The 11,129-nt window shown below is 70.6% G+C and carries 12 protein-coding genes; 5 read left to right on the forward strand and 7 right to left on the reverse strand.

The genetic code is table 11. From position 1 onward, the window contains the following. Nucleotides 1-71: 71 nt before the first annotated feature. The 3 genes from ACWC1K_RS12635 (at nucleotide 72) to ACWC1K_RS12645 (ending at nucleotide 3,476) form a co-directional block, all read left to right on the forward strand. Nucleotides 72-1,568, forward strand: coding sequence for an AlkA N-terminal domain-containing protein (locus tag ACWC1K_RS12635; RefSeq protein WP_450830799.1), 1,497 nt, complete (start codon nucleotides 72-74; stop codon nucleotides 1,566-1,568). Nucleotides 1,569-1,573: 5 nt separating this feature from the next. Beyond that, the gene (locus ACWC1K_RS12640; RefSeq protein ID WP_450831116.1) at nucleotides 1,574-2,080 is read left to right on the forward strand and encodes a methylated-DNA--[protein]-cysteine S-methyltransferase; all 507 of its coding nucleotides are present in this window, start codon (nucleotides 1,574-1,576) and stop codon (nucleotides 2,078-2,080) included. A 142-nt stretch (nucleotides 2,081-2,222) separates the two neighbouring features. Next, nucleotides 2,223-3,476: a serine hydrolase domain-containing protein gene (locus ACWC1K_RS12645; protein WP_450830801.1), complete on the forward strand. Its 1,254-nt coding sequence runs from the start codon at nucleotides 2,223-2,225 to the stop codon at nucleotides 3,474-3,476. Between the two features lie 41 nt (nucleotides 3,477-3,517). Here ACWC1K_RS12645 and ACWC1K_RS12650 read toward each other — a convergent pair whose 3' ends face one another. Continuing rightward, a complete protein-coding gene (locus tag ACWC1K_RS12650; protein ID WP_450830803.1) occupies nucleotides 3,518-4,255 on the reverse strand; it encodes an SIR2 family NAD-dependent protein deacylase in 738 nt (245 codons plus the stop codon). Between the two features lie 76 nt (nucleotides 4,256-4,331). On the opposite strand from ACWC1K_RS12650, the gene ACWC1K_RS12655 reads away from it, so the two are divergent. Then, nucleotides 4,332-4,532 (forward strand): type II toxin-antitoxin system VapB family antitoxin, encoded by a 201-nt coding sequence (locus ACWC1K_RS12655; RefSeq protein WP_450830805.1) that lies wholly within the window; start codon nucleotides 4,332-4,334, stop codon nucleotides 4,530-4,532. Between the two features lie 12 nt (nucleotides 4,533-4,544). Here the strand turns inward: ACWC1K_RS12655 and ACWC1K_RS12660 are convergent, their stop codons facing one another. Beyond that, a complete protein-coding gene (locus ACWC1K_RS12660; RefSeq protein ID WP_450830807.1) occupies nucleotides 4,545-5,039 on the reverse strand; it encodes an NUDIX domain-containing protein in 495 nt (164 codons plus the stop codon). A gap of 36 nt (nucleotides 5,040-5,075) precedes the next feature. Beyond that, nucleotides 5,076-6,149 (reverse strand): ADP-ribosylglycohydrolase family protein, encoded by a 1,074-nt coding sequence (locus ACWC1K_RS12665; RefSeq protein ID WP_450830808.1) that lies wholly within the window; start codon nucleotides 6,147-6,149, stop codon nucleotides 5,076-5,078. A 320-nt stretch (nucleotides 6,150-6,469) separates the two neighbouring features. Between ACWC1K_RS12665 and ACWC1K_RS12670 the strand changes: the two genes are divergently transcribed. After that, a complete protein-coding gene (locus ACWC1K_RS12670) occupies nucleotides 6,470-7,588 on the forward strand; it encodes a glycerate kinase (protein WP_450831118.1) in 1,119 nt (372 codons plus the stop codon). A gap of 151 nt (nucleotides 7,589-7,739) precedes the next feature. Here the strand turns inward: ACWC1K_RS12670 and pssA are convergent, their stop codons facing one another. The 4 genes from pssA to ACWC1K_RS12690 all read right to left on the reverse strand — a co-directional run bounded on the left by pssA (nucleotide 7,740) and on the right by ACWC1K_RS12690 (nucleotide 11,129). Then, on the reverse strand, nucleotides 7,740-8,558 hold the full coding sequence (pssA, locus tag ACWC1K_RS12675; RefSeq protein ID WP_030936949.1) for a CDP-diacylglycerol--serine O-phosphatidyltransferase: 819 nt from the start codon (nucleotides 8,556-8,558) through the stop codon (nucleotides 7,740-7,742). Between the two features lie 22 nt (nucleotides 8,559-8,580). After that, nucleotides 8,581-9,237: a phosphatidylserine decarboxylase gene (locus ACWC1K_RS12680; protein ID WP_115910141.1), complete on the reverse strand. Its 657-nt coding sequence runs from the start codon at nucleotides 9,235-9,237 to the stop codon at nucleotides 8,581-8,583. A 170-nt stretch (nucleotides 9,238-9,407) separates the two neighbouring features. Further along, nucleotides 9,408-10,613, reverse strand: coding sequence for an acyl-CoA dehydrogenase family protein (locus ACWC1K_RS12685; protein ID WP_450830810.1), 1,206 nt, complete (start codon nucleotides 10,611-10,613; stop codon nucleotides 9,408-9,410). Nucleotides 10,614-10,616: 3 nt separating this feature from the next. Beyond that, nucleotides 10,617-11,129 carry a MaoC family dehydratase gene (locus ACWC1K_RS12690; RefSeq protein WP_099932427.1) on the reverse strand — a complete coding sequence of 171 codons (513 nt, stop codon included), beginning with the start codon at nucleotides 11,127-11,129 and terminating at the stop codon, nucleotides 10,617-10,619.

Genomic DNA, 11,129 nt, shown 5'->3' on the forward strand with positions numbered 1-11,129 from the left:
GCTCCAGCCCACACCACCTTGATGTCGGATTCTCGCCAGCCCCGGCTCCGTCCCTCGCCGATGCTGGACGCATGCAGAACGGGATGCACACCGACCGAGAGCGCTGCGTACGCGCCGTCCAGTCCAAGGACGCCCGCTTCGACGGATGGTTCTTCACGGCGGTCCTGACCACCCGCATCTACTGCCGGCCCAGCTGCCCGGTCGTACCGCCCAAACCCGAGAACATGACCTTCTACCCGAGCGCGGCCGCCTGCCAGCAGGCCGGATTCCGGGCCTGCAAGCGCTGCCGCCCCGACACCAGCCCCGGCTCCCCGGAGTGGAACCAGCGCGCCGACCTCGTGGCCCGCGCCATGCGCCTGATCGCCGACGGTGTCGTGGACCGCGACGGCGTCCCCGGCCTCGCCGCCCGCCTCGGCTACAGCACCCGCCAGATCGAACGCCAGCTGCTCGCCGAACTCGGCGCCGGCCCCCTGGCCCTGGCCCGCGCCCAACGCGCCCAGACGGCCCGCCTGTTGGTCGAGACGACAGCCCTGCCCATGGCGGAGATCGCCTTCGCCGCCGGCTTCTCCTCGATCCGCACCTTCAACGACACCGTGCGCGAGGTCTTCGCGCTCTCCCCGAGCGAGCTGCGGTCGAGGCTGCCGAAGAGGAACGCCCCCGCGGCCCCCGGCGCCCTCACCCTCCGCCTCCCCTTCCGCGCCCCGCTCAACCCGGACAACCTCTTCGGCCACCTCGCGGCAACCGCCGTCCCGGGTGTGGAGGAGTGGTGCGACGGCGCCTACCGCCGCACCCTCCGCCTCCCCTACGGCCACGGCATCGCGACCCTGGCCCCCGAACCCGACCACATCGCGTGCCGCCTCACCCTCAGCGACCTGCGCGACCTGCCTGTCGCCATCAGCCGCTGCCGCCGCATGCTCGACCTGGACGCCGACCCGGTCGCGATCGACGACCAGCTCCGCACGGACCCGCTGCTCGCGCCGCTGGTGGACAAGGCCCCCGGCCGGCGCGTCCCGCGCACGGTCGACGAGGCGGAGTTCGCCGTACGCGCCGTACTCGGCCAGCAGGTCTCCACGGCCGCCGCCCGCACCCACGCCTCCCGCCTGGTCACGGCACACGGCGACCCGATCGACGACCCCGAGGGCGGTCTCACCCATCTCTTCCCCACCCCCGAGGCGCTCGCCGCCCTCGACCCCGAGTCCCTGGCCATGCCCCGCACCCGCCGCACCACCTTCACCACTCTGGTACGGCAACTCGCCGACGGAACAGTCCACTTGGGACCGGAGAGCGACTGGCCCGAAACCCGCGCCCAGCTCCTCGCCCTCCCCGGTTTCGGCCCCTGGACCGTCGACGTCATCGCCATGCGCGCCCTCGGCGACCCCGACGCCTTCCTCCCCACCGACCTCGGCATCCGCCGCGCCGCACAGGAACTGGGCCTCCCGTCCACCCCGTCGGCCCTCACCGCCCGCGCCGCGGCCTGGCGCCCCTGGCGGGCGTACGCGGTCCAGTACCTGTGGGCGACCGACAGCCACCCGATCAACTTCCTGCCCCTGAAAGGACGTTCGCGATGAGCCCCGTGAAGCACCACACCGTGATCGACAGCCCGTACGGCCCCCTCACCCTCGTCGCCGACGACGGCGTCCTGTGCGGCCTCTACATGACCGAGCAGCGCCACCGTCCACCGGAGGAGTCCTTCGGCGCACGGGACGAGACCCTGTTCGCCGAGGCAGAGGAACAACTGGAGGCCTATTTCTCAGGCGACTTGAAGGAGTTCACTCTCGAACTCCACCTGAACGGGACCCCGTTCCAGCGCACGGTGTGGGACCAGCTCCGCGAGATCCCGTACGGCGAGACCCGCTCCTACGGCGAACTGGCCGCGGCCCTCGGCAACCCGTCCGCCTCGCGGGCCGTCGGCCTCGCCAACGGCAAGAACCCGATCGGCATCATCGTCCCCTGCCATCGAGTCGTCGGTGCCAACGGCAGCCTGACGGGCTACGGCGGCGGCCTGGACCGGAAGCGACGACTGCTCGACTTCGAGTGCGGAGCCGCCCTGTTCGGGCACGGTCACCCTGAGCAGGTATGACCCTGACCCCGAATCAGATGTCAGGGTGAGGTGGGGGGTTGCTCGGGGACGCTCCTGATGAACGGGGCGGCCGGGGCGCATGAGACTCGTGGTCGGGCCGGGCGTTCGCCGGTCCGACCGTCACCCTTGGGAGAGTCCTGCCGTGAACCGCTCCGTGCGTCGCCCTCGTTGGTCCACCGTGGCAGCCGCCGGCGCCGTGCTGGCCGCCCTGGCCGTGAGCGTGGCCGCCCCAGCCTCCGCCGCGACACCCGCCGCGGCGCCCGCGGCCGCGACGACCGGCACGCCGCTGCCCGCGCTCGACCCGGTCGAACTCAGGGCGGCCATCGGCGGTCTGCCCAGCGCGGATGTCACCGGCGCGCTGCTGCGGATCACCGGCAGCGCCGGCCACTGGTCGGGCACCTCGGGCGTGGGCAACCTGGAAACGGGCCAGGGCGTCCCGCGCAACGGGCACGTCCGGATCGGCAGCATCTCCAAGGTCTTCACCGCGACCGTCGTGCTCCAACTCGCCGCCGAGCACCGGATCGACCTGGACACACCCGTGCAGCACTATCTGCCGGGCGTCCTGCCCGCCGAGCTGCCGCCGGTCACGGTGGGGCAGCTGCTCAACCACACCAGCGGTCTGCCGCGCACGGCCGGCAGCCCGGACTTCGGCGACGGCAGCCCCGAGTGGTTCGCCGCCAACCGTCTGAAGAGCTTCAGCCCGCAGCAGGTGATCGACCTGATGGCCGGCCGGCCGATGCAGTTCGCGCCGGGCACCGCGCAGCAGTACAACGGCCTGAACTACTACGTCGCCGGTGTGCTGATCGAGAAGATCACCGGGCACACCTTCGCCCACGAGGTGCAGTCCCGGATCACCCGTCCCCTCGGCCTGCACGACACCTATGTCCCCGACGCGGACGCCCCGACCCTGCCAGGCCCGCATTCGCACGGCTACCTGATGGTCACGTCCGCGGACGGCGCCAGGCATCCGGTGGACGTCACCGAGCAGAGCCCCTGGCCCTGGGCCGAGGGCGGCATGATCTCCACCCCCGCCGACCTCGACCGCTTCATCACCGGGCTGTTCCGCGGCCGTCTCCTTCCGCCGGCCCAGCAGGCCGAGCTCTTCGCGGTTCCCGACGTCCCCAGCCACCACAGCAGCCAGTGCCGCACCCAGGCGGACGCCGGCCGGGCCTGCATGACCATGGGCCTGATGCGGGTCAAGGCCTCCAACGGCGTCGTGGTCTGGGGCAAGACCGGCTCCCGCCCCGGCTACACCAGCGGCGTCTTCGCCACCAGCGACCTCTCCCGCAAGATCGTCTACTCCCTCGACCCCAACAACCTCGACGGCACCGAGATGCGCTACATCCAGAAGATCGCCGCAGCCACCTTCGGCACCATCGTCCCGGCCACGAGCTGACACGGCGTCCGTCGTAGCCGCGCCGCACGGCGGTCCGTGCCTCAGCTGTGGCTCTCCGCGGTCAGCCGGCCCAGGAGTTCGGGCAGCGTGGTGCCGATGGGTTCGTGGATCACCTCGTCGGCCCGGTCGTCGTACGGCGTCGCCTCGGCGTTGACGATGACGAGCCGGGCGCCGTGGTCGGCGGCGACACCGGCGAGCCCCGCCGCGGGCTGCACCTGCAGGCTGGTGCCGACGGCGATGAACACGGAACAGGCCTTGGTGATGGCGAGAGCCTCACCGAGGACCACCGGGTCGAGCCGTTCGCCGAACATCACGGTCGCCGACTTGAGAATGCCCCCGCACTCCAGGCACGCCGGGTCCTCCTCCCCGGCCTCGACCCGGGCGAGAGCGTCCTCCATCGGCCCGCGCGCATGACACCCGGTGCACACGAAACTCCGCGCGGAGCCGTGCAGTTCGAGCACCTTGCGGGCGGGCATGCCGGCGAGCTGATGCAGCCCGTCGACGTTCTGCGTGATGACCCGCACGGGCACCCCGGACCGCTCCAGCTCCGCCACCGCCCGGTGCGCGGCGTTGGGCTCGGCCATCAGCGTGCGGTTCTTGCGCCGCATCTGCCAGGACCGCCGCCGGATCTCCGGATCGCCCATGTAGTACTCGTACGTGACGAGCTTCTCGGCCCCGGGATCCTTCCGCCACAGACCGTTGGGACCGCGGTAGTCGGGGATCCCGGAGTCCGTCGAGATACCGGCACCACTGAGGATCGCGACAAGGGGCTTGCTCATGGCACCGAGGGTAGGACGGGGGGCCGGGTGGGGCGAACGGATATTCGTGCGCGCTCTCCGGTGCTAGGTTCCGACCATGGCCAAGGTCACCGTCTCGCTCGATGCCGAACTCGTCGTGGAAGTCATGGTCCTCGCGGGCGTCGGCAGCCCGCAGGACGCCGTCGAACTCGTCGTCCGTGACTACATCGAGCGCGGCCACCGGACCGAGGCCCGGGTCGCCGCGCGGGACGAGGGTCTGCGGGAGGTGGACGTCAAGCCCCGTGATCCCGAGGGGTGAGTCGATGCCCGGTCACGACACCCGCTGCCCGTTCTCCAGCTCGGCCGTGCCCGAACCCTCCGCCAGGACGTCCAGGGCGACCCGGACGCGGTGGCCGAGGGTGCCCAGCAGATAGTCGTCGAGCTCCTCGCGGGGGACGAGGCGCCAGGACAGCAGCTCCTCCTCCTGCAGGCGGATCGCCTTGAGGTCGTCCTCGCCGAGGACACCACCGTCGTACAGATAGGCCACCAGCGGCGGCCAGCTCGGCTTGTACACCCAGTCGACCGCGAGCAGCCGGCCCAGTTCGCGGTCGAGACCGATCTCCTCGAGCGTCTCGCGCCGCGCACCCTGGCGCGGGGTCTCGCCGTCGTCGGACTCGATCGTGCCGCCCGGCAGGGCCCAGCCCTCACGGTAGTTGGGCTCGACGAGCAGCACCCGGCCCTCGGCGTCCTGGAAGAGGGCGGCGGCCCCGGCGAGAATCCGGGGCAGGCCGGCGAGGTACGTGGCGAAGTCTGGCGTGGAGGTCATCCAGGAAGGGTAACCAGCTCCACGCTCGGCCCTCGGCTAGATCTCCGCCTCCGCCAGCTGCACCGTCCGCTGCGCCAGCTCGCTGATCCGCACCCCGTCGAAGCCGAACACCGCGCTGCGCACCGTGTCCTCCAGCGGCTCCTTCCACTGCGCCGGAATGGCGTCCGCCCCGGTCAGTACGCCCGCCACCGAGCCGGCCGTCGCCCCGTTGGAGTCGGTGTCCAGGCCGCCGCGGACGGTGAGCGTGATGGTGCGGGTGAAGTCTCCGTCGCCGTACAGAAGCCCAGCGGTGAGTACTGCGGCGTTCGGGATGGTGTGGATCCAGCCGAGCCCGGCGGTTTCCTCGGCGACCGTCGTGAGCGTGTCCTCCCAGGTCATCCGGGTGTCATGGAGGGAGACGACCCGCCGCACGGTACGGGCGAGCCGGCTGCTCGCCGGGATGACGGCCAGTGCCTGGTCGACCGCGTGCCGCACGGTGGGCGCGGTGAAGGCCGCCGCGATCAGCGCCGCCGCCCACATCGCGCCGTACACGCCGTTGCCGGTGTGCGACAGCACCGCGTCCCGGCGGGCCAGGGAGGCGGCGCGGCGCGGCACCCCCGGGCAGGTCCAGCCGTAGATGTCGGCGCGGATCAGGGCGCCGATCCACTCCTGGTACGGGTTGTCGTACGTGGCCGTCAGCGGCGGCTTCAGCCCGTTGGCCAGGTTTCGGTACGTGGCCCGCTCCGCCGTGAAGGTCTGCAGGTACGGCAGCCGCAGCAGCCACAGCTCGCCCACCTGCTCGGTGCTGAAGTCGAAGCCGTGCGTCTCCAGGAGGTCCAGGCCGAGGATCGCATAGTCGACGTCGTCGTCGCGGCAGCTGCCGTGGATACGGCCGCGCACGCACTGGCGCCACTCGGGGCGCAGCTCGAAGCCGTCGCTCTCGTCGGCGGGTTCGGGAAGGTAGTCGGTGAGGGGCAGGGCGGCGGCCTGCCGCAGATAGCGGTCGATACGGTCCCGCGTCCACAGGTCGCCCTGCTCGACCGGCTTGCCGAGCATGTTGCCCGAGATCCGGCCCAGCCAGCCCCCGAGGATGCGGTCCGCGAGCTCGGGCTCAGTGCCCACAGGGGTCATAGCAGAAGGTCTACCCGATTTGGGCGCGGGCTGCGCGGCGTTCGACAAGGGACGCACAGCGGCCGCGCCCTGAAGGGGCGCGGGGCTGTATCGATGTGCGGCTCCGCCGCGTGGGCGCGACCGGCCACGACGGGTCCGAAGACGATCGACGGCCAATCGCGGCGCCCGTGGTGGAGCCGCACACCGGCACATCCCACGGAGCGTCCATGCTCCGGTCACGGAATGACGACCGGGGCCTCCCCCGGTTAAGGTCGCAGCGGCGCGACTGGCCTTGACATGCGCGAGGCCCGGAGAGCAAGGGGAAACAGGTGACACAGCGCGTGCTCATCGCCGCGGACAAGTTCAAGGGGTCGTTGACGGCCGTGCAGGTCGCCGAGCGGGTGACGGCCGGGCTGCGCCGGGTCGTACCGGAGCTCGAGGTGGAGTCGCTGCCCGTGGCCGACGGCGGCGACGGGACCGTGGACGCGGCGGTCGCGGCCGGTTTCGAGCGGCGCGAGGTGCGCGTCGCGGGGCCGCTGGGAGACGAGGTGACGGCGGCCTTCGCACTGCGCGCGGGCACGGCGGTCGTGGAGATGGCCGAGGCGAGTGGGCTGCAGCGACTGCCGGCGGGCGTCTTCGCGCCGCTCACGGCCTCGACGTACGGCTCCGGCGAGCTGCTGCGGGCCGCGCTGGACGCGGGTGCGCGCACCATCGTCTTCGGCGTCGGCGGCAGCGCGACCACCGACGGCGGCGCCGGGATGCTGTCCGCGCTGGGGGCACGGTTCCTGGACGCGGACGGGGAGCCGGTTCCCCCGGGCGGCGGCGGACTGAGCGAGCTCGCCTCCGCCGACCTGTCCGGCCTGGACCCGCGCCTCGCCTCCGTCGAACTGGTCCTGGCGAGCGACGTCGACAACCCGCTGACCGGCCCGAAGGGCGCACCGGCCGTCTACGGCCCGCAGAAGGGCGCCTCCCCGGACGACGTGGAGACACTGGACACGGCGCTGGCGCACTACGCGAAGGTGCTGGAGGAAGCGGTCGGCGCGAAGGCGGCGGAATGCGCCGCGTCCCCGGGTGCGGGCGCGGCGGGCGGCATCGGCTACGGCGCCCTGCTCCTCGGCGCACGTTTCCGCCCCGGCATCGAGGTGATGCTGGACGTGCTCGGCTTCGAGCCGGCGCTGCAGTGGGCGGACCTGGTGATCACCGGCGAGGGTTCCCTGGACGAGCAGACCCTGCACGGCAAGGCGCCGGCGGGGGTGGCCGCCGCCGCACGCGCCGCGGACAAGGAGGTCGTCGCCGTGTGCGGCCGTCTGGCGCTGCCGCCGGACGCGCTGGGGCGGGCGGGGATCCGGCGGGCGTACCCGCTGACCTCCGTGGAGCCGGACGTGGCGAAGTGCATCGCGGACGCGGGGCCGATCCTTGAGCGGGTGGCTGAACAGATCGGGCGGGACTTCCTGACCTGAGACCGGGCTTGATCTTTCGGCCCGTCCGGCGTTTGAGGACGAGGCCGTTGAGGCCGAAGCGGGGGTCCGGGGGCGGCAGCCCCCCAGAGGGCGCCCATACGAAGGGCCCCGAACCAATGGTTCGGGGCCCTTCGCCGTCGTACGAGCGCCGCTACGGCAACTGCGCCGCCCGCGCCTCACGCCGGTTGTCACGGAAGTTGTTCACCCGGCGAGCCGTGGCGAACAGCGGAATCACCGCACCGGTGACCAGCTGGAGCGCGCACCCCGTCTGGAGGAGCAGCTGGCCGCTCGGGGCGTCGAACGCCCAGGCCGCCAGCAGGCCCATGGAGACGACGATCCAGGACAGCATCGCCACCGCGAGCCGGCCCCGCGGCTTCGGGTACTCGACCCGGCTCACCATCAGCCAGGCCGTGCCCAGGATCGCCAGGAGGGTCGCCACGAAGGGCAGCTCCAGAAGGACGATCGAGACGACCGTCAGCGCGCCGAACGGCGAGGGCATGCCCTGGAACATGCCGTTCGGGACGGTCACGCAGGAGAATCTCGCCAGGCGCAGTACCACGGCCAGGAGCACCACGATTGCCCCGACCGCGGCCACCCGCTGATGCGCGTCGTCCGCGACCATGCCGTAGACGAGGACGAAGTACGCCGGCGCCAGACCGAAGCTGATCAGGTCCGAGAGGTTGTCCAGCTCCGCGCCCATGGGGGAGGAGCGCAGCTTGCGCGCGACCAGGCCGTCGAACAGGTCGAAGACCGCCGCGCACAGCATCAGGATGACCGCCGTGGCCGCGCTGTGGCGGGCCATGCCGGTCTCCTGGTCGCCGGTGAGGTGCGGGATCAGGATGCCGGTGGTGGTGAAGTACACCGCCATGAAGCCGCACGTGGCGTTGCCGAGGGTGAGGGTGTCCGCTATTGAGAGGCGGAGAGAGAGGGGCATCTCCTCCTCTTCGTCCACCTCGTCGGCCTCGGGCACCCAGCCCGCCTGGGTATCAGGATCAATCACGGTCAATGCGAGTCACCCCAGCCACGGTCTTCTGGCCGACCTCGACCGCGACGTCCACGCCCTCGGGCAGGTAGATGTCGACACGCGAGCCGAAGCGGATCAGACCGATGCGGTCACCCTGCTCGACCTTGGTCCCCTGCGGGATGTACGGCACGATGCGGCGGGCCACCGCGCCGGCGATCTGGATCATCTCGATGTCGCCGAGTTCGGTGTCGAAGTGCCAGACTACGCGCTCGTTGTTCTCGCTCTCCTTGTTGAACGCCGGAACGAACCCGCCGGGGATGTGCTCGACCGACGTCACCTCGCCGGAGAGCGGCGCGCGGTTGACGTGGACGTTGAGCGGGCTCATGAAGATCGCGACGCGGGTACGGCCGTCCTTCCACGGCATGATGCTCTGCACCACACCGTCGGCGGGCGAGATGACCCGGCCCGGGGCGATCTCGCGCTCGGGGTCGCGGAAGAACCACAGCATGCCCGCCGCGAGAGCGGTGGCGGGCACCGCCACGGCCTTGGCGACGCCGGAGCGGCGCGCACGGGCCAGGCTGAGGGCTGCGGTGGCGACGGTCGGCAGAAGCCACGGCGATGCTCCGCGCGCGAGGCGTACGCCGGCCCGGCTGTCGCGTGGTGCAGAGGTTTGGCTGTGGGGCATGGATGACCTTCGTAGCGGATGATGCCGCGCAGTAACAGGGGACGGCGGCTTTCCCGGGATGGTACCGGTCGCGGGCCGCAACTGGGCAAGCCAGGAAGCCGAGTCGGCGGCTGAAGAGTGCTGACGGGGTGTGATCTTCTTCTCCAAGAAAACACCCCGTATCCGGACATCTAGCCCTGGAACCGATACTCTTCGAGCAGCCTGCGACCGATGATCATTTTTTGGATCTCGGCTGTACCTTCACCGATCAGCAACATCGGGGCCTCACGGTAGAGGCGCTCGATCTCGTACTCCTTGGAGAAGCCGTAGCCGCCGTGGATCCGGAAGGCGTCCTCCACGACCTCCTTGCAGTACTCGGAGGCGAGGTACTTCGCCATGCCGGCCTCAAGGTCGTTTCGTTCTCCGGAGTCCTTTTTGCGTGCCGCGTTGACCATCATGGCATGCGCGGCCTCGACCTTGGTAGCCATCTCGGCCAGCTTGAACTGAATGGCCTGGTGCTGGGCGATCGCCTTGCCGAAGGTGTGGCGCTGCTGGGCGTACTGGATGCCGAGCTCGAAGGCACGCTGAGCGACGCCGCAGCCACGCGCCGCCACGTTCACACGGCCGACCTCCACGCCGTCCATCATTTGGTAAAAACCCCGGCCGGTCTCGCCGCCGAGCACGCGGTTGGCCGGAATCCGCAGGCCATCCATGATCAGCTCGGTGGTGTCGACGCCCTTGTAGCCCATCTTGTCGATCTTCCCCGGGATGGTGAGGCCGGGGCGGACCTCTCCGAAGCCGGGCTCCTTCTCGACCAGGAAGGTCGTCATCGACTTGTGGGGCGCGGTGCCCTCGGGGTGTCCTTCATCACTTCGGACCAGTACGGCGACCAGAGATGACGTTCCGCCGTTCGTCAGCCACATCTTCTGGCCGTTGAGGACGTACTCGTCGCCGTCCTTGACCGCCTTGGAGGTGATGGCGGACACGTCCGAGCCGAGGCCCGGCTCCGACATCGAGAAGGCGCCGCGGATGTCGCCGGCCGCCATGCGCGGCAGGAAGTGGTCCTTCTGCTCCTGCGTGCCGTGCTGCTTGAGCATGTACGCCACGATGAAGTGCGTGTTGATGATGCCGGACACCGACATCCAGCCGCGGGCGATCTCCTCGACGCACAGGGCGTAGGTGAGGAGCGACTCGCCCAGGCCCCCGTACTCCTCGGGGATCATCAGGCCGAACAGGCCGAGTTCCCTGAGGCCGTCGACGATCTGCTGCGGGTACTCGTCGCGGTGCTCCAGCTCGGTGGCGACCGGGATGATCTCCTTGTCCACGAAGTCGCGGACGGTGGAGAGGATCTCCTGCTGGATGTCGGTCAGACCGGCGGTCTGGGCGAGACGGGCCATGGCTTACTTCTCCTGCTGCTTGAGCTCGGGGCGGCCCGGCTGCTCGCCGCCGCGCTCCTTGATGTAGGTCTCGGTGGGGACCATGACCTTGCGGCGGAACACGCAGACCAGCGTGCCGTCCTGCTTGTAGCCCTTGGTCTCGACGTAGACGATGCCGCGGTCGTTCTTCGACTTCGACGGCGTCTTGTCGAGGACGGTCGTCTCGCCGTAGATCGTGTCGCCGTGGAAGGTCGGCGCCACGTGCCGCAGGGACTCGATCTCCAGGTTGGCGATCGCCTTGCCCGACACGTCCGGCACGGACATGCCCAGCAGCAGCGAGTAGATGTAGTTGCCTACGACGACGTTCTTGCCGAAGTCCGTCGTGTTCTCCGCATAGTTGACGTCCATGTGGAGCGGGTGGTGGTTCATGGTGAGGAGACAGAAGAGGTGGTCGTCGTACTCCGTGACCGTCTTCCCGGGCCAGTGCTTGTAGACCGCCCCGACCTCGAACTCCTCGTAGGTGCGTCCGAACTGCAT

The organism is Streptomyces sp. NPDC001492 (genome assembly GCF_053597275.1).

Bases quoted from the DNA above. Each gene is read 5' to 3' on its own strand.
- ACWC1K_RS12685 (WP_450830810.1), bottom strand. From the start codon at position 10,613: ATGGCCCGTCTCGCCCAGACCGCCGGTCTGACCGACATCCAGCAGGAG.
- ACWC1K_RS12635 (WP_450830799.1), top strand. From the start codon at position 72: ATGCAGAACGGGATGCACACCGACCGAGAGCGCTGCGTACGCGCCGTC.
- ACWC1K_RS12650 (WP_450830803.1), bottom strand. From the start codon at position 4,255: ATGAGCAAGCCCCTTGTCGCGATCCTCAGTGGTGCCGGTATCTCGACG.
- ACWC1K_RS12680 (WP_115910141.1), bottom strand. From the start codon at position 9,237: ATGCCCCACAGCCAAACCTCTGCACCACGCGACAGCCGGGCCGGCGTA.
- ACWC1K_RS12660 (WP_450830807.1), bottom strand. From the start codon at position 5,039: ATGACCTCCACGCCAGACTTCGCCACGTACCTCGCCGGCCTGCCCCGG.
- ACWC1K_RS12665 (WP_450830808.1), bottom strand. From the start codon at position 6,149: ATGACCCCTGTGGGCACTGAGCCCGAGCTCGCGGACCGCATCCTCGGG.
- ACWC1K_RS12690 (WP_099932427.1), bottom strand. From the start codon at position 11,129: ATGCAGTTCGGACGCACCTACGAGGAGTTCGAGGTCGGGGCGGTCTAC.
- ACWC1K_RS12655 (WP_450830805.1), top strand. From the start codon at position 4,332: ATGGCCAAGGTCACCGTCTCGCTCGATGCCGAACTCGTCGTGGAAGTC.